Raw genomic sequence first — 24,593 nt, forward strand, 5'->3', positions numbered from 1 at the left:
GCCTTCCGGGGACGGGCGGGACCGCCCCCGGAGGGATCACCTCAGGCGAGCAGGTCGTCTACTTGTGCTTCCCCGTCACGGTACCTGCGGGCGATCTCCGCGCCGCAACCGTCCGCCGTGCGCTGGAGCCGGTGCCGGCGCCGGGAAACCTGCTGCTCGTAACGGACCAGCCGCCCCATCGCGGTGTGCAGCTCTTCGTCCGTCCGGGCGTCGAGGTCGGACAGCTCCACCTCGGCCAGCGTCTCGGCGGCCAGCTTGCGGTACTCGTCGCTGCGCGGCGTGGACAGCGTGACGTGCCGGGCGGACGAGCGCTGCGGGGACGGGGCATCGGCCAGGATCTCCGACAGCCGGTCCACCACGGGCGACTCCGGGTCCCGGCGCCGGGCCAGCTCGGCCTTCAGGATGTCGATGCGCCCCTGCACCAGCCGCCGCACATAGCTGAGGTCGGCCTCGTCGCGCTGGGCGTCGCGGCGCAGCGCGCGCAGTTCCGGCAGGCGCAGGGCGGCCAGTTCGGCCCGGGTCCCGCCGTCGCCGGTGTCGTCGCCCTGCCCGGTCCGCTGTACGGGCGGGCGCATGGTGCTGATGCTCGTACCGCTGCCCGTGCTGCTGACACCGGGGCGCGCGACCGGCACTGCCCCCGGGGACTGCCCGGTTCCATGGGTGCTCATGCTTGTGTCCATCCCCTCGACCCGGTGCGTCGGCGCACCGCCTCCCGAGCATCGTGCCACCCCGAGGGGCCTTCTGAGGTTGCTCTGTACCCGTTCGGCCCAAGATAGGTTGGTCTGTATGCGTGCAGTGGTACAGAGGGTGGATGGTGCGAGCGTCACGGTGGCGGACGCCGCGGACGGCGACGGCGGTTCCCGCGTCGTCGGGGAAATAGTCGGCGAGGGCCTGTGTGTGCTGGTGGGGGTGACCCATGAGGACACCCCGGAGAAGGCGGCGCAGCTCGCCCGGAAGCTCTGGTCGGTTCGCATCCTGGAGGGCGAGAAGTCCTGCTCCGACGTGAATGCGCCGCTTCTGGTGATTTCGCAGTTCACCCTCTACGGGGACGCCCGGAAGGGCCGCCGCCCCACCTGGAACGCCGCCGCGCCCGGCGAGGTCGCCGAGCCGCTGGTGGACGAGGTGGTGGCACGGTTGCGGGCGCTCGGGGCGACGGTGGAGACGGGCCGGTTCGGGGCGGACATGCGCGTCTCGCTCACCAACCACGGCCCGTTCACCGTCATCGTCGAGGTCTGAGCCCCGCCCCCGGAGCTCCTACGGTTCGACCACCGTCTCCTGCGCCGCCGCCGTGTCCCCGGCCAGCAGCTGGGCGTCGACCGCCACGTTCCGCTTCACCAGGGCGAGGGCGATCGGGCCCAGCTCGTGGTGGCGGGCGGAGGTGGTGACGAAGCCCAGCTGGCGCCCCTCCGGCCCGTCCGACGCGAGCCGGACCGGGGTGCCGGGGCCCGGCAGGTGGACCTCGCTGCCGTCCAGGTGCAGGAAGACCAGGCGGCGCGGCGGCTTGCCCAGGTTGTGCACCCGGGCGACGGTCTCCTGACCCCGGTAGCAGCCCTTCTGGAGGTGTACGGCGACACCGATCAGGCCCAGCTCGTGCGGGATGGTGCGGTGGTCGGTCTCGAAGCCGAGCCTCGGCCGGTGCGCCTCCACGCGCAGCGCCTCGTACGCCAGCACCCCGGCGACCGGGCCGTGCTCCGCCGCGTACGCCTCCAGCGCGGCGCGCGGCAGGAACAGGTCGCGGCCGTGCGGTGTCTCGCGTACGACGGCCCCCTCCGGGACCTCGGCGATCGAGCCGGCCGGGAGGTAGACCACCGCGAAGTCCTCGGTGCGGTCGGCGACCTCCACCCGGTAGAAGAACTTCATCGACTCCAGGTAGGCGATCAGGTCGCCCTGCGTACCCGGTTCGACGTGCATCCACACCGTCTCGCCGTCGTCCACGAGATACAGGGCGTGTTCGATGTGGCCGTTCGCGCTGAGGATGAGCGCTTCGGTGGCCCGGCCGGGGGCGAGCTCGGTGACGTGCTGCGTGACCAGGAGGTGCAGCCAGGCCAGCCGGTCGCTGCCGGTGACCGCGACGACTCCGCGGTGCGAGAGGTCGACCAGGCCCGAACCGTCGGCGAGGGCGCGCTGCTCGCGGAACAGGTCGCCGTAGTGCGCGGCGACGCCTTCGTCGCGGCCCTCGGCGGGGACGGCGCCGGGCAGGGACAGCAGGGGGCTCTTCATGCGACCAGCGTACGACTGGTTTTCGGACCCCGGCCGCCCGGTGCCCCGGGGTCCGGCGGCCCGGTGCCCGAGGCGCCGGCCGCCCGGTGCCTCAGGCCCCGTCCGCCGCTGCCGGACCGGTGGCGTCCGCGCCGTTCCTCGCTGCCTTCGCCGCGCAGTCGGCGCAGCGGCCGAAGATCGCGAAGTGCTTCATGTCCGTCTCGAACCCGAACGCGCCGCGCAGCTTCTCGGTGAACTCCGCGACGACGCTCACATCGGCCTCGATCACGTCCGCGCAGTCCCGGCACACCAGGTGGATGTGGTGGTGCCGGTCGGCCAGGTGGTACGTGGGAGCGCCGTGCCCCAGATGGGCGTGGCTGACGAGCTCCAGCTCCTCCAGGAGCTCCAGCGTCCGGTAGACCGTCGAGATGTTCACGCCGGACGCGGTCCGGCGCACCTCGGAGAGGATGTCGTCGGGCGTCGCGTGTTCGAGCGTGTCGACGGCCTCCAGGACCAGCTGGCGCTGCGGGGTCAGCCGGTAACCGCGCTTCCGGAGATCGGTCTTCCAGTCGGTGCTCACCACAGCCCCCAGTGTAGGTCCGGCCGGACGGCTACTCGGCGGAAACCGCGGCTACTTGAAGAAGGCGATCCCGTCGTCCGGCAGGTCACCGAGGCTCTTGGCCATCGCCTCGACCTCCTCGGGCGTGACGGTCTTCTTCAGGTGCGCCGACATGTACGGCCGCAGCTCGACCTCGGGCGTGGCCTTCTCGCCGACCCACATCAGGTCGCTGTTGACATAGCCGTAGAGCCGCTTGCCACCGCTGTACGGGCCGGAGGCCGCGGTACGGGCCACCGCGTCGGTGACCAGGTCGATCTGCGGCTTCTTGTCGGCCAGCTCGCCGTACCAGATCTCGATGACGCCCTGGTCGCGGGCCATGACGACCTCGACCTTGCGGTCCTTGTCGATGCGCCAGTAGCCGGTCTCGGTCTCCAGCGGGCGGGCCTTGTTGCCGTCGGCGTCGAGGACCCAGGAGTGCGAGGTGTACTCCAGGAAGTCACGGCCGTCGTGGCGGAAGGTGACCTCCTGGCCGAAGTTGCACTTCTCGGCGCCCGGGAAGTCGGAGACTCCCGCGCCCACCCAGTTGCCCAGGAGGAAGGCCAGCGGGACGAGGTCCGGGTGGAGGTCGGACGGGATCTCGATCATGAGCGGCTCAGTCGATCTGTGAGGCGGGAGGCGGGAACGCCGGGAACGGGGAGGTGGTCAGCGCTGACCCTGGTACAGCTTCTTCACGGTCACGGCGGCGAAGGCGAGGACGCCGACGCAGACCAGGACCAGCAGGGCGGAGAAGAATGCCTCAAGCACGGGGGGCTCCTCGGACGAGCGGTATGGCGGCAGTACAGGGCAGTACAGGACCGGGCCCCAGCCTAATAGGTGGGGCCCGGTCCCGCCGTTCCGGGGCGGGTCAGCCCAGGAGCTGGTTCTGCAGGATGAGCGTCTGGTGGAACGGCACGCCCGGCGTCCCGGCACCGCCCTTGCGGGACTGGACGACCACGGCGAGCGTGTCCCCCGCGATGACGAAGCCCGTCCGCACCTGCGCGGCGCCGTAGGGCTTCGGCTCGCTGAACACGTACGAGGCCGTGGCCTCCACCTTCCCGCCGCCCTTCCAGCTCTCGTCGAGCTCCATCTCGTGCGCGCCGAGCATCTCGTCCCCGGCCGACGCCCCGATGAAACGGTCGTCGCGGTACGCGTCGGCGTCGTCCGCCGAGCTGAACTGGAGCAGGTAGATCCGGTTCGACGTGCCGTCGGGCATGGTCCAGCCGCGTGCCGCGATGTGCCGCAGGGTGCCCTCGCGCAGGGTCTCGCCGATACCGGCGCGCCCGCCCTCGGTGAACTCGGAGGCGAACTGCTCGTCGCTGACCCAGCCGCCCTTGAGCTTCTTGTCCACCGTGGCCCCGGCCGGGGCGGGCAGCAGCAGCTCGCGCAGGTCGGCGTAGTGGATCTCGGACGGGTTGCCGTCGTTGTAGGGGCGCGGTTTGTCCGCGGGGAGCGCGGGAAGGGCGAGTGCCGGGTAGTCCCAGCGCCCGTCGTCCTCGGTGGCGAGACCGGGCACGTCGGTGCGCTCCATCGAGGTGATGCCGTACGCCGTACCCGCTCCGGCCGCGCCGAACACCAGCACGGCGGCGGTCCACCGCGCCACGGCCCGCAGCACCCGGCGCGGGGGCCGGGGCCGGGGCGAAGGGACGGCGGGCGGCGCCGGAGGCATGGGCGGCATCAGCGGGGCCGGCGCCACCGCCTCGGGCTGCGGCTCCTCGGTCGCGGGTGCGGCCGTCTGCTCGCTCATACGTACTCCCCCGGGGACGTGATGTGGTTCAGCTGGTCCTTCACCAGTTCGGCGACGGCCTCCTTGCGGAAGGGCTCGATGCCCGATGCCGAGAAGGTGACCATCACCTCGCCCTCGTACGCCATGCAGAACATGCCTTCGATCCGCCGCTTGTCGTCCTTGGGGTCGAGGAAGCAGGAGGCGTTCTTCTTGTGGCCGTCGATCTTCGGACCGTCGCGCAGGACGCCGATGCTGTCGAAGAGCTCGTGCCGGAAGGCGTAGAGGTCCCGGACCGCCTTCTTGTCCTTCATCCGCACCAGCTGGGTGTCGATGACCAGGTCGTCGTCGTGCGAGGTGTACGTGCGCACGGCCAGGCCCTGGACGCGCAGCTTGTCGACCCGCTTCTCGAACTCCCGCCGCTGCCGGCCGGACAGACCGCGTCCGCCGTCCTTCATCTCCGCGGTGGCCGCGGCGCCGCTGAGTTCGGTGTCGTTGCCGTACGTGCCGGAGTCCGGGCCGAGCCGGTAGCCGGCCGGGACGGGCAGCAGCAGCTTGCTCAGCTCGGTGGTGGCCCTGCCCCGCACGATGTCGCCGGCGGGGTCCTTGCCCGGCTCGTGCGCGGGTTTCTGCCAGAGCCGGGTGGGAACGGAGCGGTCCGCGCCGTCGACGGTGACCTTCGTGTACGCGGCGGCGCCGCCGACCGCGGCGAGCACCAGCACGACGGGGAGGACCGCGAGGACCACCCGGCGCGCCCTCCCCCTGCTCACGGGAGCGGGCGCCGCGAAGGGGCCGCCCTCGTTCACCGGCGGAACGGACTCGGGGGTGTTGTCGTCGCTCACCGGCGGAACGGACTCGGGAGTGTTGTCGTCGTTCACAGGCGCTCCAGCTGTCGCTCGGCCAGCGTCCGGATGTCCTTCTTGCTGATCGGCGCGCTGTCGTACATGTGGATGTCGACCATCACGTCGCCCCGGCTGAAGATCGCCCTGGCCTGGTAGAAGGGCAGGTAACCGGCCTTGCGCTCGGCCGGGAAGAGGTAGTAGCGGCCCTCGGCGCTGCCCTTGATCGCGGTGCCCTCGCTTCCGGCAGCACGCTTCTCGGGCATGTACGAGCGCTGGTCCTCCGCGTGCGCGGCGGCAGCGGCGCCCGAGCGGAACTGAACCAGGTACACGTCGGCCGCGCGGTACTCGCCCTTCGTCCAGGACGTGCCCGCGACGCGGCGGAGCCCCTGGTCGAGGAGGTCGCTGTACATGTACTCCTCGTTCTCGAAGTTCATGGCGTAGTCCTCCACCCCCAGCCAGCCGTCCTGGGTGAGGGCGGTCAGGGCCTTGTCCTCCTGCCAGCCCTTCGGCCGGGGCACGATCAGCTTGCGCAGGTCCCCCTCCGTACGGACCTGGCGGTCCTGCGAGGCCGGCAGCGGACCGGGCGCCTTGTCGGCGGGCAGCGCCTTCGCCGGGTACGCGAGCCCCGGCTGCGAGAGCGCGGCGAGCGGCGTCGGGGCGTGGCCGGCCTGCACGGCGTAACCGGTCGCGATGCCGCCGGCGATGCCGAGCACGAGCGCGGCGGCGATGATCAGGGTCGTACGCCCGCGCGGGCGCCGCTTCACGGCGCCGGCGGGCTCCGCGGCGGGCTCGGCCGCAGGCTCCGGACGCTCCCCCGCCCCGGCCGCCTCGCCCGCATCGACGGGCGGCTCGGGCTGCCCGTCGGAAATGCTGTCATTCGAATGCAAAATGGGTCCCCCCACGAGACCTTGAAGCACGGATTCCGTTATCCGCGCACACAACTGACCCACAGGTTGGGGGTGGGGTTGTGCGGCCGAGGATTACAGTTCCGTATATGCCGAAGAAGCTCGTGATCAAGGTGACCGCAGGTGCCGACTCCGCCGAACGCTGCTCGCAGGCGTTCACGGTGGCGGCGGTGGCCGTCGCCAGCGGGGTGGAGGTTTCGCTCTGGCTGACCGGGGAATCGGCGTGGTTCGCCCTGCCGGGCCGGGCCGCCGAGTTCGAACTGCCGCACGCCGCACCGCTGCCGGACCTGATCGAGTCCATCCAGGCGGGCGGCCGGATCACCCTGTGCACGCAGTGCGCGGCCCGGCGCGACATCACCGAGGCGGACGTGCTGGAGGGCGTGCGGATCGCCGGGGCACAGGTCTTCGTCAGCGAGATCATGGCCGACGGCGTACAGGCACTCGTCTACTGAGAGCGCCTGCCCCCAGAAGCTCCTCAGCCGCGCCGCTTCCGGCCGTCCAGCTCGTCCCACCACGCGTCCGACTCCGGATCGCCGGTGGCGCCGCCGCCTTTGCGCGGCCGGGTGTCACCGGGAGGCGGCTGCGGCTGCTGCTCCTCCCGCCCGCCGGGCTCGTCCCACCAGCGGTCCTCCGGACCCTTGCGGTTGCCGACCATCGCCGCGACGGGCGGGATCACCATCGCGACCACACACATCGCGATGGCGGCGGGCATCGACCAGAGCCTCACGAAGGCCCAGGCCGAGACGAAGAGGACGAGGCATACGCCCATCAGTACGAAGTAGGCGCGCCGGCGTCGGCGGTACATGAGTCCAGCGTAGGCCCGATCGGCGCACTCGGCCGGTCCTGGGAGAACCCGCACTTCATGCGGGCGGCACGAAGGGCCGTACCCGTGCCAGGCAAGCGTCCAAACCCCCTGGGGTACGGCCCTTCGGCCGGTCGTCGGCTGCGCCGACGGTCGTACTAGACGGCGATGGCCACCTCGGCCAGGCCACCGGTCTGGGCGACGACCGTGCGGTCGGCGGTGCCACCGGGGACGAGGGCGCGAACGGTCCAGGTGCCCTCGGCCGCGTAGAAGCGGAACTGGCCGGTCGCCGAGGTCGGGACCTCGGCGGTGAACTCGCCGGTCGAGTCCAGCAGGCGGACGTATCCGGTGACGGGCTCGCCGTCGCGGGTCACGCTGCCCTGGATGGTGGTCTCACCGGGCTTGATGGTCGAAGCGTCGGGGCCGCCGGCCTTTGCTCCACACATGGTTCAGTCCTTCTGGTCGGGGGAACGTGCTGATCCGGGTCGTACGGATTACTTGTTGGCGCCGAGCTCGATCGGCACGCCGACGAGGGAGCCGTACTCGGTCCACGAACCGTCGTAGTTCTTGACGTTCTCCTGGCCGAGCAGCTGGTGCAGCACGAACCAGGTGAGCGCGGAGCGCTCGCCGATGCGGCAGTACGCGATGGTGTCCTTCGACAGGTCGACCTGCTCGGCCTCGTAGAGGGCGCGCAGCTCGTCGTCCGACTTGAAGGTGCCGTCGTCGTTGGCGTTCTTCGACCACGGGATGTTGCGGGCGCTCGGCACGTGGCCGGGACGCTGCGACTGCTCCTGCGGGAGGTGCGCCGGGGCGAGCAGCTTGCCGCTGAACTCGTCGGGCGACCGCACGTCGACCAGGTTCTGGGTGCCGATGGCCTTCACGACGTCGTCGCGGTAGGCACGGATCGACTCGTCCTGCGGCTGGGCCTGGTACTGCGTGGCCGGGCGGGACGGGACCTGGTCGCCGTCCACGAGGTCGCGGGAGTCGAGCTCCCACTTCTTGCGGCCGCCGTCGAGCAGGCGGACGTCCTGGTGGCCGTAGAGCTTGAAGTACCAGAAGGCGTAGGACGCGAACCAGTTGTTGTTGCCGCCGTAGAGGACGACCGTGGTGTCGTTGGCGATGCCCTTCGCGGACAGCAGCGCCTCGAAACCGGCCTGGTCGATGAAGTCGCGGCGGACCGGGTCCTGGAGGTCCTTGGTCCAGTCGATCCGGATCGCGTTCTTGATGTGGTTCTTCTCGTACGCGGAGGTGTCCTCGTCGACCTCGACGATGGCGACCTGCGGGTCGTCGATGTGGGCCTCGACCCAGTCGGCGTCTACCAGGACGTCACTGCGGCTCATTGTGTTTCTCCTCCGGGGCAGTCTGCGGCGAGATGGTGCACGGGTCGTGCGTCATGCGGATGTGCGGGGCGCGGGCCGGACCCGTTGTCCACGGGCGGCATGCGGGATGGCCCCGACGTGCGGTCGAAGGGCCTGGGAATGCGGGAAACCGGGCGTCCCGCTCAGACAGTGCGACAGAGCATGGCGGCGACGCGGCACAGGTCCACTGCCCGCCGCTTCGTGAGGTCCGCCTGGCCACCCTGGGGGAGACCGCCAATAGAGCACTGCATGGGACCGATCGTAGGGACGTACGGGCGGACATGTCACCGCCGTGTCGCATAGTGAGACAGGATCGTCCGCATGACGGAATGACTGCCGCTTCGGCGCAGGCCCGGCACCGTCGCGCGCGGCGTCGGGGCGGTCGGCCATCTGCGGACCGGACCGGGGTGTCTCACTATGTGGCTGGGCGGGCCTTCCCTACCCGCTCGCGGGCCCGGTCATCCCGCCAGGCGCACATCGGTGCCGGTCACCGATATCTCCAGGCCCTCGGCGGTGGGCTGGATCCTCTCCAGCTTCAGGCCGTTCGGCAGCCCGCCCACCTCGCGCTCGAAGTCGGTCTTCTCGCGGACCAGCTTCTCCAGGCCGGGGATGCCCTCACCCGGCACCTTGTCCGCGTGGACGCGGACGGTACGGCCGTCGAGCAGCGTGACAGTGGACAGGACGCTGCGCGAGATCGTGCGCCCCAGCACGTTGACGGTCCCGGTCACCTTCACCTTGTTCTTGCCGCCGTACTCGACCGCGACGCCGTCGCTGGCGGCCTTGGTCAGGTCCTCGTACGAGATCACGGCCGTCCCGGTGGCGCGGGCGGCGGTGGCGCCGGAGAAGCCGTCGGTCAGCCGCACGTCGTGCAGTTCGGCGTTCATGGTGGAGATCCGCAGCGTGCGCCCCCCGGCGCGGGTCTCGATGCCGGTGATCTTCACGTCGACCTCGTCCAGCTCCGAGCCGGCGAGCTGGGTGAGGAACGGGAAGCCCTTGACGGAGACGTCGGTGGAGCCGATCTGCGCGCCCGGGACCTGCACCCGGTCCTCGGCCTGCGACTCGGCGATGTGCACCGCCACCCGGTCCACGGCCACGAACAACGCCGCCAGGATCACCAGGGCGATGCCCCATATTCGCAGTGCACGCATGCCTGTCCTTCCCCCACCCCTGCCGCCCGTACGGCGTGATCGACGTGCGAAAGCCCCCCAACGGTTCCCCGTGGAGGGCTTCGCCATGCGGATGGAGCGCTACGGATTCGAGCGGTACGGGACTACGTCAGCACGCGGCCCAGCACATAGACGGCCGGCGCCGCCGCGGTCAGCGGCAGGGCCACACCCGCCGTCATGTGCACGAAGCGTGACGGGTAGTCATAGCTCGCGACCCGCAGCCCGATCAGCGCGCAGACCCCGGCGGCGAGGCCGAGGAACGCACCCCTCGCACCCAGGTCCGTGAAGCCCCCCGCCACCGCCCCCGCCCCCGCCGCGACGGCCAGCGCGGCCACCACGGACACCGGCGCGGGCAGCGGCAGCGCCCGTACGAGCACGGCGGCGGCGACCGCGACCGCGCCCACCGTCACCGCGTCCGGGACCGCCGCGAGGTGGCCGGCCGCCAGCACCGCGAAGGCGGCCGAGGCGACGGTCGCCATGAGGCCCTGCATCCGCTCGTCCGCGCCCGCCCGGCTGCGCAGCTGGAGGACCACGGTGAGCAGCACCCAGACGCCCAGCGTGCCGATGATCGCGGCCGGACCGTTCTCCCGGCCCGCCGCGAGGAGCGCCACATCGGCGACCAGGCCGCCGGCGAAGGCCAGCGCGATGCCCTGCCGGGCCGGCCACATGCCGTTCAGCCGGAACCAGCCCGCCGCCGTCACCGCCTGGAGCAGCACCAGCGGCACGGCCAGCGCGTACGAGCCGATCGCCGCGCCGAGCGCCAGCAGCAGCCCGAGCACCGCGGTGATCGCGGCCGGCTGGATTCCCGGCGCGATGATCGGGGAACGCCCCTCGGCCCGGGCGCGCTGCGCGTCGGTGATCCGGGCGTTGCCGAGGGTGGTGGGGGCGCTGTATCCGTCGGCGCCGGAAGCGGCGGGGACCGGCGGCACGGGTGCCACGGGAGCGGGCTCCGCGTGGACCTCGGGCGGCAGCGGGCAGGAGCCGGTGCCGAGGGGCGCGGTGTGCTCCCCCTGCGGCGCGGGCCCGTCCGTGCGCTGCACCGTCGGCTGGTACTGCGTGTCCCAGGTCTGCCCCTGCCAGGTCTGCGCGGCGCCCTGGTCCGGCTGGCCGGCCGAGGGGTCCGGATACGCCTGCTGCGGGTAGTCCTGCTGCGGGTACCCCTGCTGCTGCGGATAGCCGTACTGCTGCTGGTCCTGGCCGTACGCGTACTGCTGCTGCGGGTCCTGCCCGTACCCGTACTGCTGCTGCGGGTCCTGCCCGTACCCGTACTGCTGCTGCTGCTCCGGGCCCTGGCCGCCCGGGTGGTACGGATACTGCTGATCGTTGCTCATGTGCTGGGGTTCACCCTCCTGCGAACGGCGGGAGCACCTCGACCGTGCCGCCCTCGGCAAGGCGTACGGTCTCATGGCTCCGGGTCCCGACGGGGTCGCCGTCGATGAGGAACGAGCACCTGAGCAGTACGCGGCTCAGCTCGCCGGGGTGCCGCTCGCGCACCGCGTCGAGCGCGTCCTTGAGGGTCGCGGCGGCGTACGGCTCCTCCGCGGTCCCGGCCGCGGCCTTGGCGGCCGCCCAGTAACGGATCGTTCCCGCGGGCATGGCGGCACTCCTTTCGTTCCGTTCCTCCGGTGCCGGTTCGGGGGACACCGGCCCTCCATCATGGTTCACCGCCGCACCACCCAGTCGCCGATGCGGGTGAGCAAGGTCTCGTCGGCCGCGTTCTCCGCGTGCCCCATGCCCCGCTCCAGCCACAGCTCCGCCGCGTCGCCCGCGGCGGCGGCGAGCATACGGGGGTGGTCGAGCGGGAAGTACGGGTCCCGGTCGCCGTGCACGATCAGCAGCGGGGCCGGGGCGATGAGAGCGGCGGCCTCCACCGGGGAGAGCGGGACCGGGTCCCACGCCTCGCGGTGGATGCGCGTGCGGAAGCCGTAGCGCCCGACCAGCCGTCCGGCGGGCCGGGTCACCATCCAGTGCAGGCGGCGCATCGGGGCCGTCCCCCGGTAGTACCAGCGCGCGGGGGCGCTCACGGACACCACCGCGTCCGCGTGCGCCCCCGTGCGCGCCCCTGCGCGCCCCTCGCGCTCCGCAACCCGCTCGGCCCCGTGGCCGTCCCCGCCGTCCGCCGCCGGGGAGGCGTACAGCGCCCCGTGCCGCAGCACCACCGAGCCGCCCATCGAGAAGCCGACGGTCACCACGCGCCGGTGTCCCAGCGAGCGCGCCCAGGCGACCGCCGCCGCCAGGTCCAGCACCTCGCGGTCGCCGACCGTGGAGAACCCGCCGGACCTGCCGTGACCCCGGAAGGAGAACGTCACCACCGCCGCGTACCGGGAGAACGCGCGCACCGCCCTGCGCACCGCGGGGCGGTCCGCCGAACCGGTGAATCCGTGCGCGACGACGATCGCCGTTCCCCCGCCGTCATCCCCCGTACACGGGTCGTACACCGCCTCGATCCAGGTCCCGTCATCCGCCCGCAACGCGGCCCTCAGGGGTACCCGCGTGACCGAGCGAACAACGAAATCCGGAATTCTCCCCTCTGACACAGAACTCATGTGGGTTATTCTCCTGTGAAGAGGATCCGGGCAGAGCAGCCCCCGGATCCTTTTGTGCTTTCCGGGCGTTGTTACGACGACGTTTCGACAAGCTCAGCGGGACCGTACGAAGCAGAGCCGCATACTCCCCCGGGCAGCGCCCGGGAGTGCCCCTCTCGCAGGGAACGAGGAGGACCGAACGTCATGGGCGAGCCGACCGTGCACCATCAACGACCGACGAACCGGGCAGGTGGACGGCGATGAGCTCTCTGCTGCTCCTCACGAATGCCCTCCAGCCGTCGACGGAGGTGCTTCCGGCCCTCGGTCTCCTGCTCCACAGCGTGCGCGTCGCGCCCGCCGAGGGGCCCGCACTCGTGGACACCCCGGGGGCCGACGTCATCCTCGTGGACGGGCGCCGCGACCTCCCGCAGGTCCGCTCGCTCTGCCAGCTGCTGCGGTCCACCGGGCCCGGCTGTCCGCTGATCCTCGTCGTCACGGAGGGCGGCCTCGCGGCCGTCACCGCCGACTGGGGCATCGACGACGTCCTGCTGGACACCGCGGGCCCCGCCGAGGTCGAGGCACGGCTGCGGCTGGCGACCGGCCGGCAGCAGATCACTGCCGACGACTCCCCGATGGAGATCCGCAACGGCGACCTCTCGGTGGACGAGGCGACGTACAGCGCGAAGCTGAAGGGCCGGGTCCTCGACCTGACCTTCAAGGAATTCGAACTGCTGAAGTACCTGGCGCAGCACCCGGGCCGGGTCTTCACCCGCGCGCAGCTGCTCCAGGAGGTCTGGGGCTACGACTACTTCGGCGGTACGCGCACGGTCGACGTGCACGTACGGCGGCTGCGCGCCAAGCTCGGCCCGGAGCACGAGTCACTGATCGGGACCGTGCGCAACGTGGGCTACCGCTTCGTCGCCCCCGAGAAGGTCGAGCGGGCGGCGGAGGAGGCCAAGGCGGCCCAGCGGGGTGTCACCCGTTCGGAGCAGCCGGCCGTCGCCGAGGTCACGGAAGAAGCCCCGGTCCGGCCTGCCAAGAGGTAGTTCCATCCGCGTAGACTGCCGCGCGTGGCCAAGGTGACGCGGGACGATGTGGCGAGACTGGCGGGGACGTCGACCGCAGTGGTCAGTTACGTCATCAACAACGGACCCCGGCCGGTCGCCCCGGCCACGCGCGAGCGGGTGCTCGCCGCGATCAAGGAGCTGGGCTACCGGCCCGACCGGGTCGCCCAGGCCATGGCCTCGCGGCGGACCGATCTCATAGGGATGATCGTGCCCGACGCCCGGCAGCCGTTCTTCGCGGAGATGGCACACGCGGTCGAACAGGCCGCCGCCGAGCGCGGGAAAATGGTGCTCGTCGGCAACTCCGACTATCGCGACGAGCGCGAGGTCCACTATCTGCGGGCCTTCCTCGGCATGCGGGTCTCCGGTCTCATCCTGGTCAGCCAGGGCCCCAGCGAGCGCGCGGCGGCGGAGATAGAGGCGTGGGACGCCCGGGTCGTGCTGCTCCACGAGCGGCCCGAGGCCATCGACGACGTCGCGGTCGTCACGGACGACATCGGCGGCGCCCAGCTCGCCACCCGCCACCTCCTCGAACACGGCAACGCGTACGTGGCCTGCCTCGGCGGCACGGAGGAGACCCCGTCCGTCGGCGACCCGGTCGCCGACCACGTCGAGGGGTGGCGGCGCGCGATGCACGAGTCGGGTCGCTCCACGGAGGGCCGGCTCTTCCAGGCCCCGTACAACCGCTACGACGCCTATCAGGTGGCCCTGGAACTGCTCTCCGGGCCGGACAGGCCGCCGGCCATCTTCTGCGCCACGGACGACCAGGCGATCGGCGTGCTGCGGGCCGCCCGCGAGCTGCGCATCGACGTGCCGGGCGAGCTGGCCGTCGCCGGCTTCGACGACGTCAAGGAAGCCGGGCTGACCGATCCGCCGCTCACCACGGTCTCCTCGGACCGCCCGGCGATGGCGCGGGCGGCGGTGGACCTGGTGCTCGACGACTCGCTGCGGGTCTCGGGGTCGCGGCGGGAGCGGCTGAAGCAGTTCCCCTCGGCGCTGGTGGTCCGCCGCTCGTGCGGCTGCGGAGAGCCGCCGGCGTCCGCCTGAGCCCCGGGCCTCCCGTCGGGGGCCCCGGGCTTTATATCGGGCATACGCGGTTCTGCCGGGCTTCTCAGGACGCCCTCACGCTCCTCTCATGTTGGCCGGACAGGCTCATAGACATGACAGAGAGCCAGCGCCCGAGCGGCGAGTACCCGATGTACCCCTCGTACGGCAACGGCGAAGCGGCCTACCCGCCGCCGCCGTCATACCAGCCCCTCCCGCCGGTCTCTCCGGCCCCGACGGGCCCCGGCCCCGGCGAAGAGCCGCCCGCACACCGCCGCCGGGCCCGCAAGCCGGTCGCGCTCGTCGCGGCGGTGGCCATCGCGGCGGCGGTCATCGGCGGCGGCACGGCCACGGTGATCGGCAGGCTCGCCGACGACCCCGCCACCACGGCCGCCGGGAGCGGCATCGTCCAGGGCACCACCGTCTCGCAGAGCGACAAGGGCACGGTGTCCGGTGTGGCCAAGGCCCTCTCGCCGACCATCGTGGAGATCGGCGCGACCTCGACGGCCGGCCAGTCCACCGGTTCGGGCGTGGTCATCACCTCGGACGGCGAGATCGTCACCAACAACCACGTCATCGCGGACGCGTCCCGGATCAAGGTCACCCTCAGCACCGGCAAGACGTACACCGCCGACGTCGTCGGCACCGACGCCGACAAGGACCTCGCGCTGATCAAGCTCCAGGGCGCGAGCGGTCTGAAGACCGCTACCCTCGGCGACTCCTCCCAGGTCGCCGTCGGCGACGAGGTCGTCGCGATCGGCTCGCCCGAGGGCCTGACCGGCACCGTCACCAGCGGCATCGTCTCCGCCCTCGACCGTGACGTCACGGTCGCCAAGGAGGGCGGCAACGGGCAGGGCCAGGGTCAGGGCCAGGAACAGCAGGGCGGCGGGCGCCAGTGGCCCTTCGAGTTCGGCGGACAGCAGTTCAACGGCGACACCGGCGAGTCCACCACCACGTACAAGGCCCTCCAGACCGACGCCTCGCTCAACCCTGGCAACTCCGGCGGTGCGCTGATCAACATGAACGGCGAGATCATCGGCATCAACTCCGCGATGTACTCGGCGAGCTCCGCCGCCGGTCAGAGCAGCTCCGGCGCGGGCAGCGTCGGCCTCGGCTTCGCCATCCCGGTGAACACCCTGAAGGCCGACCTCGACACCCTGCGGGCCGGGAACGGTTCCTGACCGTACGGGGCTGAGAAACTAGTGGGTATCCGGCGACACCCCCCAGGCCCCCGCGCCCCGGCCCGTACGACCGAGAAGAGGACGAGAGAGCGATGAGCCCCGCCGAAGACGATCCGCAGCGCATTCTGATCGTCGACGACGAGCCCGCCGTGCGCGAGGCCCTGCAACGCAGCCTCGCCTTCGAGGGATACGGCACCGAGGTCGCCGTCGACGGCCTCGACGCCCTCGCCAAGGCGGAGTCGTACGCCCCCGACCTCATCGTCCTGGACATCCAGATGCCCCGCATGGACGGCCTGACCGCCGCCCGCCGCATCCGCGCCACGGGCACCACCACGCCCATCCTGATGCTCACGGCCCGGGACACCGTCGGCGACCGCGTCACCGGACTCGACGCGGGCGCCGACGACTACCTGGTCAAGCCGTTCGAACTGGACGAGCTGTTCGCCCGCATCCGCGCGCTGCTGCGCCGCAGCTCGTACGCGACGGCCTCGGGCGGTCCCGTCCCCGACGACAACGTGCTCTCCTTCGCCGATCTGCGCATGGACCTGTCGACCCGCGAGGTCATGCGCGGCAACCGGCGCGTGGAGCTGACCCGTACCGAATTCACGCTCCTGGAGATGTTCCTCGCGCACCCGCGCCAGGTGCTGACCCGCGAGCAGATCCTGAAGGCGGTGTGGGGCTTCGACTTCGAGCCGAGCTCCAACTCGCTGGACGTCTACGTGATGTACCTGCGCCGCAAGACGGAGGCGGGCGGCGAACCGCGCCTCGTCCACACCGTGCGCGGTGTGGGGTACGCGCTCCGCTCCGGCGGGGGCGACGGATGACGGGCCCGGTGCGGCGTTTCCGCGCGCTGCCGCTCCGCTCCCGGCTGGCCCTGCTGGTCGCGACGGCGGTCGCGGTGGCGGTGGCGGCGGTGGCGGTGGCCTGCTGGTTCGTGACGCGGGAGCAGCTGGAGGAGCAGCAGGACGAGGCGCTGCGCGGTGCCACGGTCGACAAGGTCTATCTGACCGACCTGTACCAGTACTGCCAGCGCACCACCGCCAAACGGCCGCCCACGCCCTACACCGGCCTCACCGTCCAGCTCATCGACAGCCAGGGGAACGTGTGCGTGGCCCCCGGCTCGCCCCGGCTCCCGGTGACCCAGGACGACCTCGCGGTGATCGGCGGCGAGCCGACCGGCCAGCTGCACACGGAGACCGACTCCGCCGGGGCGAAGATGCGCGTCCTCACCTCCCCGGTGACGGCGACGGGCGTTCCGGGGGAGCCCGCCATCCCCCTCGGACTCTCCATCGCCCGCCCCCTCAGCGAGATCGACGACCCCCTGTCCACCCTCGCCTGGGTCCTCCTCCTCGTCGGCGGCATCGGCGTCGTCGGCGCCGGCGCCGCCGGGCTCTGGGTCGCCCGTTCCGGGCTGCGCCCCGTGGACGAGCTCACCGAGGCCGTCGAGCACGTGGCCAGGACCGAGGACCTGACCGTCCGCATCCCCGTCGAGGGCGAGGACGAGATCGCCCGCCTGTCCCGGTCGTTCAACTCCATGACCGCGTCCCTGGCGACCTCCCGCGACCGGCAGGCCCAGCTCATCGCGGACGCGGGCCACGAGCTGCGTACCCCGCTCACCTCGCTGCGGACCAACATCGAGCTGCTGGCCCGCAGCGACGACACCGGCCGGGCGATCCCGCCGGACGACCGCAGGGCCCTGATGTCGTCGGTCAAGGCGCAGATGACGGAGCTGGCCGCGCTCATCGGCGACCTCCAGGAGCTCGCCCGCCCGGACGCCGCCCAGCCGGGCCCGCTCCAGGTGGTGGCCCTGCACGACATCACCCGCGCCGCCCTCCGCCGCGCCCGGCTGCGCGGTCCGGAGCTGACGATCACGGACGACCTGGCCCCCTGGTACGTACGCGCCGAACCGGCCGCCCTCGAAAGGGCGATCGTCAACGTCCTGGACAACGCGGTGAAGTTCAGCCCGGCGCACGGCACGATCGACGTGGTCCTGCACCGGGGCCGCCTCACGGTCCGCGACCACGGCCCCGGCATCCCCGCCGACGAACTCCCGCACGTCTTCGAACGCTTCTGGCGCTCCCCGTCCGCCCGCCAGCTCCCGGGCTCGGGCCTCGGCCTGTCGATCGTGGCCCGTACGGTCCAGCAGTCGGGCGGCGACATCGCCCTCACCCCGGCCGAGGGCGGCGGCACGGAAGCGGCGATCAACCTGCCGGGGGCCCCGCAGCCGCCGCCGGACGCCGTACGCGACTGACACCCCCCTCGCGTGCAGAGGCCATGCACATACCTCATAGGATCTTCACAGCCGCCCGCGTGTTCACTCCGCTGTGGCCGGCACCGCCTGAACCGTCCGCTTCCCCGGACCGACCCCAAGGGCTCATGTGAAGATTCGCCGCATACTCGCCACGGCCGTGGCCGTCGCCGTCACCACCCCCGCCGCGTTCCTCTCCGTCACCCCGGCCTTCGCCGACTCCGAGCCGGCGGCGGAGGCCCGGGCCGAGCCGACGATCGAGGAACTCGAGAAGGCCGCCGCCGAGGCGCAGAAGGCCTACGACGACGCGCTCGCCGCGCAGAAGGCCGGCTACGAGGTCGTGGAGGCGGCCGTCTCCGACGAGGCACCCCTCGCCGTGGCGGCCAGGGCCGCCCGCAAGAAGGCGGACGACGCCGCTGCCGCCAGGACCACCGCCGACCAGGCCGTCACCGACGCCAAGGCCGCGCTCGCCGCGCTGCCCGACACCGCGTCCGACGCCGAGCGCACCGCCGCCGGGAAGGCCGTCACCGGCGCCGAGGCCGCGGCCGCCACCGCGGCGACCGCCGAGGCCGAAGCGGAGACCAGGGCCACGGAGGCCGACACCGCCAGCGACGACGCCCGCGTCGCCGCCGTCCGCGCCTACGGCGTGCTGCAGAAGGCCGTGGCCGACGCACTCGCCGCCAAGACCGCCGCCGACGAGGCACTGGCCAAGGCCCGTGAGGAGGAGGGCGGCCCGGACTGCGTGCCCGCGAACCTCCGCGCCACCCTGACCGGCCTGCCCTCCTCGGTCGTCGCCGGCACCGGCACCACCTTCTCGCTGCGCGTGAGGAACGGCACCGAGCAGACGCTCGACGCGGTCACCGCGTACGCGTACGTCCACACCACCGACACGACCGGCCTCAAGACGACCGACGCGTACATGCACCTCCAGTGGTCCACCGCCGCGTCGCCGAAGTGGCACGCCGTCGCCAAGGACCACCGCATCGGCATCGGTGCGCTGAAGGCGGGCGCGCAGACCGACGTCAAGCTCCGCCTCACCGCCGACGCCAAGGCTCCGGCCGGCAACGGCGTCGTCCTCACCTCGGCCGAGTACGTCAACAAGGACGGCTCCTGCGGCGGCGCCCCCGGCGGGGAGACGGCCGCCTTCACGGTCAAGGCCGCGGGCTCGGGGACCGGCACGACCGGCTCCACCGGCAACGGAGGCACCACCGGAGACACGGGCTCCACCGGTGACACCGGCTCCACCGGCTCCACCGGCTCGACCGGCACCTCCGGGCAGCAGGCCCAGGGCTCGGCGTCCGACGAGGCGTCCACCGGCGGCGGCCTCGCCTCCACGGGCTCGTCCGACGCCACCGTCCCGCTCGGCATCACCGGCGCCGCCGCCGTGGCGCTCGGTGGGGCGGCCGTGTTCGTCGTCCGCCGCCGCAAGGCCGGCGCACAGGTCTGAGCGAGCGCGCGGGCGGAAAGGGGGAGGGGCTGCGGACCGGTTCGACCGGTCCGCAGCCCCTCCCCTTCTACTGTGCTGCTCCCTCTACTGCACGACCGTGATCCGGTCCGTCGCCGGCGGGGCCAGCGGGGACGAGGACGTGGAGTGCGCGGCCAGGTAGGCGTTGAACAGATCCAGGTCGGAGGCGCCGACCAGCTTGTTGGTGCCCTGACCGAGCGCCGCGAAGCCGTCGCCGCCGCCCGCCAGGAACTCGTTCATCGCGACGCGGTACGTCTTGCCCGGGTCGATCGCCTCGCCGTTCAGCTTGATCGTGTCGGTGACCACGCGGGCCGCGCCGGACTTGGTCATGTCCAGCGTGTAGGTGAGGCCCTTGGAGACCTGGAGGATCTTCGGGCTGGCCTCGTTGGAACCGCTGACCTGCTGCTGGAGCGCGGAGACGAGCTGGGCGCCGGTCAGGTCCACGACGTTCATCATGTTGGTGAACGGCTGCACGGTGAACGCCTCGCCGTAGGTGACGACGCCGTCGCCCTCGCTGCCGGACGCCTTGTACACCAGGTCCGCGCGGATGCCGCCCGGGTTCATGAAGGCGACGACCGCCCCGCCCTTGTCCGCCGGGGCCAGGCCCTCCAGCTGCGCGTCCGCGATCAGGTCACCGAGCGGCTTCTCCGGGGCGGTGGAGCCGCGCCCGTTGATGTCGGCGGAGATGTAGCCCTGGGGCCGGTTCGAGATCGGGGCCGCGAGCGTGTTCCAGCGGGCGATCAGGTCCGTCATGTCCTTGGCGGGCGCCTGGTCACGGCTGACGAGGTGGTTCGCCGAGACCGGGTTCGACGGGGTCGGACCGTGGTGCTTCGAACCGTGCTTGCCGCTGCCCCGAACCGCCGTGCGCACGATGTCACCGGTGCGGCGGTCGTACGTCAGCGTCGTGTCCGTGTACAGCCGGCCGAAGGAGGCCGCCGAGGTGACCAGGCGCGGGTTGCCGGCGGGGTCCGGGATGGTGCAGACGTACGCCTGGTGGGTGTGGCCCGTGACCAGGGCGTCGACCTTCGGCGTGATGCCCTTGGCGATGTCCGTGATCGGCCCGGAGATGCCGTCACCGGCGCCCGGGCTGTCGCAGTCGTAGTTGTACGAGGCGGAGGCGGGCAGACCGCCCTCGTGGATGAGCGCGACGATCGACTTCACGCCCTGGCGGTCCAGCTCCTTGGCGTACTTGTTGATCGTCTCGACCTCGTCGTGGAACTTGAGCCCCTTGACGCCGTTGGCCGTCACGATGTTCGGCGTGCCCTCCAGGGTCACCCCGATGAAGCCGATCTTGACGCCGTTCTTCTTCCATACGGTGTACGGCTTGAGGATGGGCTTCCCGGACTTCTCGCTCGTCACATTGGCCGCGAGGTACGGGAAATCGGCGCCCGGGAACTTCTTGCCCTTCTCGTAGCACCCCTCGACCGGGTGGCAGCCGCCGTTCTGAAGGCGCGCCAGCTCGGTCGCGCCCTCGTCGAACTCGTGGTTGCCGACGCTCGTGACATCGAGGTCGATCTTGTTCAGCGCCTCGATGGTCGGCTCGTCGTGGAAGAGCCCCGACAGCAGCGGGCTCGCGCCGACCATGTCGCCGCCGGCCGCCGTGATCGAGTACGGGTGGCCCTTCCGGGCGGTGCGCAGCGAGGAGGCGAGGTACTCGACGCCGCCGGCCGGAATCGCCTTCGTCGTGCCGTCCGCCTGCGTCTCGGTGACCGTACCGGCCGAGCCGGCCGGCGGCTCCAGGTTGCCGTGCAGGTCGTTGAAGGACAGCAGCTGTACGTCGACGGTCCGGGCCGGCGTGTGGTGCCCGTGGCCGTGGTCGCCGCCGTGGCCGCGCCCGTGGGCGTCGGCCGGCATGGCGGCGACGAGCGCGCCCACGGTGGCGAGACCGGCCGCGGCGGCGAGCACCCGCCGTGACGCCCGGTTCTTCTGCGGTGTCGCTGACATCGGTCCCCTTGTGAGTTCAGCGGGTGAAGTACGAGCCGCAGCCTAGAGTCAACGCGCGTAGCGCGACAGGTGTACGGGGTTACGAAGTGGTTGCCAACCGGTGCGGCGTTCCAGCCCGTCCGGAGAACGAGGACGGAACCGTCGCCCCGGACCCGGGCAGGCGACCAGGACCTGCGGGCAGCGGGCCCTTACGCTCGTACGCATGACGACAGACGCACCGCTCCCCGCCCCCGGACGCGAGATCCAGACGCTCGACACCCTCTCCCCCGACCAGGCCGCGGCCGTGCTCGACCTGCTCGCCGAGGCCGCGCGTGCCGACGGCCGGCAGGCCGTTTCGGAGCAGGGCCGTCTGCAACTGCGTGGCGGACAGCGGGAAGGCGTACGGCACTTCCTGCTGTCCGCCGGAGGCGTGCTCGCCGGATACGCGCAACTGGAGGACACCGACCCCGTGGAAGCCCCGGCCGCCGAGCTGGTCGTGCACCCCGCCCACCGGGGCCACGGCCACGGCCGCGCGCTCGGGGCCGCCCTGCTCGCCGCCACCGGGAAGCGGCTGCGGGTCTGGGCGCACGGCGGGAAGGCCGCGGCGCGCCACCTCGCCCAGGTCCTCGGCCTCTCGCTGTTCCGGGAACTGCGCCAGCTGCGCCGCCCGTTGAACCCGCTGAACCTCGCCGAGCCGGTGCTCCCGCCGGGCGTCACCGTGCGCACCTTCGTCCCGGGCGAGGACGACGCCGCCTGGCTCGCGGTGAACCGCGCGGCGTTCGCCCACCACCCGGAGCAGGGCTCGCTGACCCAGCGCGACCTGGACGACCGCAAGGCCGAGTCCTGGTTCGACCCGAAGGGCTTCTTCCTGGCCGAGCGCGAGGACGGCGCGGGCGCCCCGGAACTGATCGGCTTCCACTGGACGAAGGTGCACGCCGAGGAGCAGCTCGGCGAGGTGTACGTGGTCGGCATCCGGCCCGACGCGCAGGGCGGCGGCCTCGGCAAGGCGCTCACCGCGACCGGGCTGCGCCACCTGGCGGCGGAGGGCCTGCCGACCGCGATGCTCTACGTCGACGCGGACAACCCGGCGGCGCTCGCCGTGTACGAGCGGATGGGCTTCACGACGCACGAGGTCGACCTGATGTACCGCACGGAGTCCTGATCACCCCTCAAGTCCGCTCGGGGCGGCGTCGCTTGACGCCGCCCCTCCCTTACGGCACCCTTTCACTACTCAACTAGTGAAAGGGTGAAGATGGCAGAGTCCGCGGCAGTCGAGTTCCGCATCGACCGGCGCAGCGGTGTCGCCACCTACCTCCAGATCGTCCAGCAGACCAGACAGGCCCTGCGCCTGGGCCTGCTGGAGCCGGGCGACCGGCTGCCCACCGCACGGGAGGTGGTCGAGGCGACCGCGATCAACCCGAACACCGTGCTCAAGGCGTACCGCGAGCTGGAACGCGAAGGGCTCGTCGAGGGCCGTCGCGGCCTCGGCACCTTCGTCACCGGGACGCTCGGCGGCGCGGCGGCCGCCGACTCCCCGCTGCGCGCCGAACTCACCGCGTGGGCGGGTCGGGCGCGGGCGGCCGGACTCGAACGCGACGACGTGAGCGCGCTCTTCACCGCCGTACTGGACAGCACATTCGAGGGGGGCCAGGACCGATGACAGGGACCGCACTGGAGGCCGAGGGGCTCGGCATGAGGTACAGGGGCCGCGGGGGCGGCTGGGCGCTGCGGGACTGCACGTTCCGGCTGCCCGTCGGCGCCGTCTGCGCGCTCGTCGGACCCAATGGCGCCGGCAAGTCCACCCTGCTCGCCCTGGCGGCGGGTTTCCTGCGATCGGGCGAGGGAACGCTGCGGGTCCTCGGCTCGGCACCCGGCGAGACGCGTGGCCGGATGGCGTACGTCGCCCAGGACAAGCCGCTCTACCCGCAGTTGACGGTCTCCGAAACCCTGTGGGCGGGTGCGGAGCTGAACCCGGACGGCTGGGACCGGGAGGCGGCGGCGCGCATCGCCGGACCACTGCCGTCGGACGCGAAGGTCCGGGACCTCTCCGGCGGGCAGCGCAGCCGTCTCGCCCTCGCCCTCGCGCTGGGCAAGCGGGCCGAACTCCTGCTCCTGGACGAGCCGATGGCCGACCTCGACCCCCTCGCCCGCCACCAGTTGATGGGCGCCCTGATGGCCGAGGCCGCCGAGCACGGGACGACCATCGTGATGTCCTCGCACATCCTCAGCGAGCTGGAGGGCGCCTGCGACCACCTCCTCCTGATCGACGACGGCCGCGTCCGCCTCGGCGGCGAGACGGACGACCTCATCGCCGCCCACGCCGTCCTCACGGGCCCGGCCCGCGACCTGGCCCCGCACACGGTGATCGAATCCCGCACGACGGGCCGCGCGGTCACCGCCCTGATCCGCCCGGAGGGCCCGGTGGCCCCGACCTGGGACCGCTCCGAACCCTCCCTGGAAGAGCTGTTGCTCGCCCACCTGCGCTCCCCGGAGGCCCCGGCCCTGCTCACACCGAACACGACGGCCCACGAGGCGGTGGCGGCATGAGCGCGATGATTCTGCGGGGCCCTGAACGGCTCCTCGTGCGGCAGCACCGCCTCGTCCTGTGGATGAGCGGCGCCCTCACACTCGCCGGGATCGCCCTGGTGGCCGGGGCCTGGTTGTTCACGTCCTCCGCCGCCGACGACTTCGCCGGAACAGGTTGCTCGGTGCAGCACACCGTCCACGGCTGCGGCATCCAGGTCCGCCACTTCCTCAGCATCGAGCTGTACTACAACCACCTCTTCAGTTATGCCGGGCTGGTGATGGCCGTGCTGCCGGCCCTCGTCGGCCTCTTCGTCGCCGGGCCGCTGATCGGCCGGGAGCTGGAGGACGGCACCTACCGGCTCTCCTGGGGCCAGTCCGTCAGCCCCGCCCGCTGGCTGGCCGCCAAGCTCGCCGTGCCGGGCGCCGTCACCGTGGCCGGGGTCGCCGTCCTGTCCGCCGTGTACGCGTGGGGCTGGTCCCGGACGTACGAGACGAACTACCCGTCGGAGTCCTCCGAACCACTGATCTACGGGGCGATGGGCCCGGTACCGGTAGCCTCCGCCCTGCTCGGCCTCGCCCTCGGCGCACTCATCGCCCTGCTGGTCCGGCGCGCCCTGGCGTCGGTGACCCTCACCGTGGCCGTCTCCCTCGTGCTGCTCGTGGCCAGGGAATCCGTCCGCCCCGGCGGACCCTTCTGGCCCCTCCAGCTCATGGAGACGGCCATCCTCCTCGCCCTCGCCGCGGTCGCCACCGCCCTCGCCTTCCGGGTCCTGCGGCGCTACCACGCCTGAGGCAATCCCAAACCCGTCCGGGGCTCCGGCCCCGGGCGGGACGACCGCTCCGGCCCGGGACGGCACGACCGCTCCGACCCCGGACGGCACGACCGCTCCGGCCCGGGCGGGACCCACACACGGCCACCCACCGCTTCCCGCACGTCATGTCGTCGTAACCACGCATTCAGACGGCCTTGCGACCCTCGCAGGATGCAGCCAGCTGTGCCGTCCCCCCGCAACGGGCGAAATACCGG

General features: G+C 72.2%; 28 protein-coding genes. 12 read left to right on the forward strand and 16 right to left on the reverse strand.

Annotation, left to right across the window (positions count from 1 at the left end; all coding sequences use genetic code 11):
* Positions 1-41: 41 nt before the first annotated feature.
* A complete protein-coding gene (locus tag ACFZAT_RS30715; RefSeq protein WP_391268766.1) occupies positions 42-668 on the reverse strand; it encodes an ABC transporter substrate-binding protein in 627 nt (208 codons plus the stop codon).
* A gap of 118 nt (positions 669-786) precedes the next feature.
* On the opposite strand from ACFZAT_RS30715, the gene dtd reads away from it, so the two are divergent.
* Positions 787-1,236 carry a D-aminoacyl-tRNA deacylase gene (gene dtd / locus ACFZAT_RS30720; protein ID WP_164638904.1) on the forward strand — a complete coding sequence of 150 codons (450 nt, stop codon included), beginning with the start codon at positions 787-789 and terminating at the stop codon, positions 1,234-1,236.
* 18 nt (positions 1,237-1,254) lie between these two features.
* Here dtd and ACFZAT_RS30725 read toward each other — a convergent pair whose 3' ends face one another.
* From ACFZAT_RS30725 to ACFZAT_RS30750, 6 genes are all read right to left on the reverse strand, one after another.
* Entirely contained in the window at positions 1,255-2,220 is a 966-nt protein-coding gene (locus ACFZAT_RS30725; protein WP_391268767.1) for a YgfZ/GcvT domain-containing protein, read from the reverse strand.
* Positions 2,221-2,311: 91 nt separating this feature from the next.
* Positions 2,312-2,782, reverse strand: coding sequence for a transcriptional repressor (locus tag ACFZAT_RS30730; RefSeq protein WP_391268768.1), 471 nt, complete (start codon positions 2,780-2,782; stop codon positions 2,312-2,314).
* Positions 2,783-2,830: 48 nt separating this feature from the next.
* Positions 2,831-3,403 (reverse strand): FABP family protein, encoded by a 573-nt coding sequence (locus tag ACFZAT_RS30735; RefSeq protein ID WP_361029918.1) that lies wholly within the window; start codon positions 3,401-3,403, stop codon positions 2,831-2,833.
* 259 nt (positions 3,404-3,662) lie between these two features.
* The gene (locus tag ACFZAT_RS30740; protein WP_391268769.1) at positions 3,663-4,541 is read right to left on the reverse strand and encodes a hypothetical protein; all 879 of its coding nucleotides are present in this window, start codon (positions 4,539-4,541) and stop codon (positions 3,663-3,665) included.
* Positions 4,538-5,359 (reverse strand): hypothetical protein, encoded by an 822-nt coding sequence (locus ACFZAT_RS30745; protein ID WP_391268843.1) that lies wholly within the window; start codon positions 5,357-5,359, stop codon positions 4,538-4,540. Before ACFZAT_RS30745 ends, ACFZAT_RS30740 begins: the two co-directional genes overlap by 4 nt.
* 32 nt (positions 5,360-5,391) lie before the next feature.
* Entirely contained in the window at positions 5,392-6,246 is an 855-nt protein-coding gene (locus ACFZAT_RS30750; protein WP_391268770.1) for a hypothetical protein, read from the reverse strand.
* A 107-nt stretch (positions 6,247-6,353) separates the two neighbouring features.
* On the opposite strand from ACFZAT_RS30750, the gene ACFZAT_RS30755 reads away from it, so the two are divergent.
* The gene (locus ACFZAT_RS30755) at positions 6,354-6,716 is read left to right on the forward strand and encodes a DsrE family protein (RefSeq protein ID WP_374781319.1); all 363 of its coding nucleotides are present in this window, start codon (positions 6,354-6,356) and stop codon (positions 6,714-6,716) included.
* A gap of 23 nt (positions 6,717-6,739) precedes the next feature.
* Here the strand turns inward: ACFZAT_RS30755 and ACFZAT_RS30760 are convergent, their stop codons facing one another.
* The 8 genes from ACFZAT_RS30760 to ACFZAT_RS30795 all read right to left on the reverse strand — a co-directional run bounded on the left by ACFZAT_RS30760 (position 6,740) and on the right by ACFZAT_RS30795 (position 12,136).
* Positions 6,740-7,069: a DUF3099 domain-containing protein gene (locus tag ACFZAT_RS30760; RefSeq protein ID WP_391268771.1), complete on the reverse strand. Its 330-nt coding sequence runs from the start codon at positions 7,067-7,069 to the stop codon at positions 6,740-6,742.
* 155 nt (positions 7,070-7,224) lie between these two features.
* Entirely contained in the window at positions 7,225-7,512 is a 288-nt protein-coding gene (locus ACFZAT_RS30765; RefSeq protein WP_018101653.1) for a DUF1416 domain-containing protein, read from the reverse strand.
* Between the two features lie 48 nt (positions 7,513-7,560).
* Complete coding sequence (locus ACFZAT_RS30770) at positions 7,561-8,406, reverse strand: rhodanese-like domain-containing protein (RefSeq protein ID WP_391268772.1); 846 nt, start codon at positions 8,404-8,406, stop codon at positions 7,561-7,563.
* Positions 8,407-8,567: 161 nt separating this feature from the next.
* Complete coding sequence (locus ACFZAT_RS30775; protein WP_365679305.1) at positions 8,568-8,675, reverse strand: putative leader peptide; 108 nt, start codon at positions 8,673-8,675, stop codon at positions 8,568-8,570.
* Between the two features lie 207 nt (positions 8,676-8,882).
* Positions 8,883-9,572 (reverse strand): LmeA family phospholipid-binding protein, encoded by a 690-nt coding sequence (locus ACFZAT_RS30780; protein ID WP_391268773.1) that lies wholly within the window; start codon positions 9,570-9,572, stop codon positions 8,883-8,885.
* Positions 9,573-9,694: 122 nt separating this feature from the next.
* Complete coding sequence (locus tag ACFZAT_RS30785; RefSeq protein WP_391268774.1) at positions 9,695-10,921, reverse strand: hypothetical protein; 1,227 nt, start codon at positions 10,919-10,921, stop codon at positions 9,695-9,697.
* Between the two features lie 10 nt (positions 10,922-10,931).
* Positions 10,932-11,186 (reverse strand): MoaD/ThiS family protein, encoded by a 255-nt coding sequence (locus ACFZAT_RS30790; RefSeq protein WP_391268775.1) that lies wholly within the window; start codon positions 11,184-11,186, stop codon positions 10,932-10,934.
* Positions 11,187-11,251: 65 nt separating this feature from the next.
* The gene (locus tag ACFZAT_RS30795) at positions 11,252-12,136 is read right to left on the reverse strand and encodes an alpha/beta fold hydrolase (protein WP_391268776.1); all 885 of its coding nucleotides are present in this window, start codon (positions 12,134-12,136) and stop codon (positions 11,252-11,254) included.
* A gap of 239 nt (positions 12,137-12,375) precedes the next feature.
* Here ACFZAT_RS30795 and ACFZAT_RS30800 point away from each other — a divergent pair, with 239 nt between their 5' ends.
* From ACFZAT_RS30800 to ACFZAT_RS30825, 6 genes are all read left to right on the forward strand, one after another.
* Positions 12,376-13,161, forward strand: coding sequence for a response regulator transcription factor (locus ACFZAT_RS30800; RefSeq protein ID WP_265542746.1), 786 nt, complete (start codon positions 12,376-12,378; stop codon positions 13,159-13,161).
* 24 nt (positions 13,162-13,185) lie between these two features.
* On the forward strand, positions 13,186-14,226 hold the full coding sequence (locus ACFZAT_RS30805) for a LacI family DNA-binding transcriptional regulator (RefSeq protein WP_073964795.1): 1,041 nt from the start codon (positions 13,186-13,188) through the stop codon (positions 14,224-14,226).
* A gap of 113 nt (positions 14,227-14,339) precedes the next feature.
* On the forward strand, positions 14,340-15,404 hold the full coding sequence (locus ACFZAT_RS30810; RefSeq protein ID WP_391268777.1) for a trypsin-like peptidase domain-containing protein: 1,065 nt from the start codon (positions 14,340-14,342) through the stop codon (positions 15,402-15,404).
* 92 nt (positions 15,405-15,496) lie between these two features.
* Positions 15,497-16,228 (forward strand): response regulator, encoded by a 732-nt coding sequence (locus tag ACFZAT_RS30815; protein WP_391268778.1) that lies wholly within the window; start codon positions 15,497-15,499, stop codon positions 16,226-16,228.
* A complete protein-coding gene (locus tag ACFZAT_RS30820; protein WP_391268779.1) occupies positions 16,225-17,655 on the forward strand; it encodes an ATP-binding protein in 1,431 nt (476 codons plus the stop codon). Before ACFZAT_RS30815 ends, ACFZAT_RS30820 begins: the two co-directional genes overlap by 4 nt.
* Positions 17,656-17,782: 127 nt before the next feature.
* Positions 17,783-19,099: an LPXTG cell wall anchor domain-containing protein gene (locus ACFZAT_RS30825; protein ID WP_391268780.1), complete on the forward strand. Its 1,317-nt coding sequence runs from the start codon at positions 17,783-17,785 to the stop codon at positions 19,097-19,099.
* Positions 19,100-19,183: 84 nt separating this feature from the next.
* Here the strand turns inward: ACFZAT_RS30825 and ACFZAT_RS30830 are convergent, their stop codons facing one another.
* Positions 19,184-21,061, reverse strand: a complete 1,878-nt coding sequence (locus tag ACFZAT_RS30830) for a 5'-nucleotidase C-terminal domain-containing protein (protein WP_391268781.1) — start codon at positions 21,059-21,061, stop codon at positions 19,184-19,186.
* Positions 21,062-21,263: 202 nt separating this feature from the next.
* On the opposite strand from ACFZAT_RS30830, the gene mshD reads away from it, so the two are divergent.
* The 4 genes from mshD (at position 21,264) to ACFZAT_RS30850 (ending at position 24,357) form a co-directional block, all read left to right on the forward strand.
* Positions 21,264-22,202: a mycothiol synthase gene (gene mshD / locus ACFZAT_RS30835; protein ID WP_391268782.1), complete on the forward strand. Its 939-nt coding sequence runs from the start codon at positions 21,264-21,266 to the stop codon at positions 22,200-22,202.
* 90 nt (positions 22,203-22,292) lie between these two features.
* A complete protein-coding gene (locus ACFZAT_RS30840) occupies positions 22,293-22,700 on the forward strand; it encodes a GntR family transcriptional regulator (RefSeq protein ID WP_391268783.1) in 408 nt (135 codons plus the stop codon).
* The gene (locus ACFZAT_RS30845) at positions 22,697-23,587 is read left to right on the forward strand and encodes an ATP-binding cassette domain-containing protein (protein ID WP_391268784.1); all 891 of its coding nucleotides are present in this window, start codon (positions 22,697-22,699) and stop codon (positions 23,585-23,587) included. Before ACFZAT_RS30840 ends, ACFZAT_RS30845 begins: the two co-directional genes overlap by 4 nt.
* Entirely contained in the window at positions 23,584-24,357 is a 774-nt protein-coding gene (locus ACFZAT_RS30850; RefSeq protein ID WP_391268785.1) for a hypothetical protein, read from the forward strand. Before ACFZAT_RS30845 ends, ACFZAT_RS30850 begins: the two co-directional genes overlap by 4 nt.
* Positions 24,358-24,593 lie beyond the last annotated feature (236 nt).

The sequence above is a fragment of the Streptomyces sp. NPDC008163 genome (assembly GCF_042956885.1).
Classification (GTDB): Bacteria; Actinomycetota; Actinomycetes; order Streptomycetales; family Streptomycetaceae; genus Streptomyces; species Streptomyces drozdowiczii_A.

Excerpts from the sequence above, each read along its gene's own strand:
- ACFZAT_RS30715 (WP_391268766.1), bottom strand. The coding sequence starts at position 668 with ATGAGCACCCATGGAACCGGGCAGTCCCCGGGGGCAGTGCCGGTCGCG.
- dtd (WP_164638904.1), top strand. The coding sequence starts at position 787 with ATGCGTGCAGTGGTACAGAGGGTGGATGGTGCGAGCGTCACGGTGGCG.
- ACFZAT_RS30725 (WP_391268767.1), bottom strand. The coding sequence starts at position 2,220 with ATGAAGAGCCCCCTGCTGTCCCTGCCCGGCGCCGTCCCCGCCGAGGGC.
- ACFZAT_RS30735 (WP_361029918.1), bottom strand. The coding sequence starts at position 3,403 with ATGATCGAGATCCCGTCCGACCTCCACCCGGACCTCGTCCCGCTGGCC.
- ACFZAT_RS30740 (WP_391268769.1), bottom strand. The coding sequence starts at position 4,541 with ATGAGCGAGCAGACGGCCGCACCCGCGACCGAGGAGCCGCAGCCCGAG.
- ACFZAT_RS30755 (WP_374781319.1), top strand. The coding sequence starts at position 6,354 with ATGCCGAAGAAGCTCGTGATCAAGGTGACCGCAGGTGCCGACTCCGCC.
- ACFZAT_RS30760 (WP_391268771.1), bottom strand. The coding sequence starts at position 7,069 with ATGTACCGCCGACGCCGGCGCGCCTACTTCGTACTGATGGGCGTATGC.
- ACFZAT_RS30765 (WP_018101653.1), bottom strand. The coding sequence starts at position 7,512 with ATGTGTGGAGCAAAGGCCGGCGGCCCCGACGCTTCGACCATCAAGCCC.
- ACFZAT_RS30770 (WP_391268772.1), bottom strand. The coding sequence starts at position 8,406 with ATGAGCCGCAGTGACGTCCTGGTAGACGCCGACTGGGTCGAGGCCCAC.
- ACFZAT_RS30775 (WP_365679305.1), bottom strand. The coding sequence starts at position 8,675 with ATGCAGTGCTCTATTGGCGGTCTCCCCCAGGGTGGCCAGGCGGACCTC.
- ACFZAT_RS30780 (WP_391268773.1), bottom strand. The coding sequence starts at position 9,572 with ATGCGTGCACTGCGAATATGGGGCATCGCCCTGGTGATCCTGGCGGCG.
- ACFZAT_RS30785 (WP_391268774.1), bottom strand. The coding sequence starts at position 10,921 with ATGAGCAACGATCAGCAGTATCCGTACCACCCGGGCGGCCAGGGCCCG.
- ACFZAT_RS30790 (WP_391268775.1), bottom strand. The coding sequence starts at position 11,186 with ATGCCCGCGGGAACGATCCGTTACTGGGCGGCCGCCAAGGCCGCGGCC.
- ACFZAT_RS30795 (WP_391268776.1), bottom strand. The coding sequence starts at position 12,136 with ATGAGTTCTGTGTCAGAGGGGAGAATTCCGGATTTCGTTGTTCGCTCG.
- ACFZAT_RS30800 (WP_265542746.1), top strand. The coding sequence starts at position 12,376 with ATGAGCTCTCTGCTGCTCCTCACGAATGCCCTCCAGCCGTCGACGGAG.
- ACFZAT_RS30810 (WP_391268777.1), top strand. The coding sequence starts at position 14,340 with ATGACAGAGAGCCAGCGCCCGAGCGGCGAGTACCCGATGTACCCCTCG.
- ACFZAT_RS30815 (WP_391268778.1), top strand. The coding sequence starts at position 15,497 with ATGAGCCCCGCCGAAGACGATCCGCAGCGCATTCTGATCGTCGACGAC.
- ACFZAT_RS30820 (WP_391268779.1), top strand. The coding sequence starts at position 16,225 with ATGACGGGCCCGGTGCGGCGTTTCCGCGCGCTGCCGCTCCGCTCCCGG.
- ACFZAT_RS30830 (WP_391268781.1), bottom strand. The coding sequence starts at position 21,061 with ATGTCAGCGACACCGCAGAAGAACCGGGCGTCACGGCGGGTGCTCGCC.
- mshD (WP_391268782.1), top strand. The coding sequence starts at position 21,264 with ATGACGACAGACGCACCGCTCCCCGCCCCCGGACGCGAGATCCAGACG.
- ACFZAT_RS30840 (WP_391268783.1), top strand. The coding sequence starts at position 22,293 with ATGGCAGAGTCCGCGGCAGTCGAGTTCCGCATCGACCGGCGCAGCGGT.
- ACFZAT_RS30845 (WP_391268784.1), top strand. The coding sequence starts at position 22,697 with ATGACAGGGACCGCACTGGAGGCCGAGGGGCTCGGCATGAGGTACAGG.
- ACFZAT_RS30850 (WP_391268785.1), top strand. The coding sequence starts at position 23,584 with ATGAGCGCGATGATTCTGCGGGGCCCTGAACGGCTCCTCGTGCGGCAG.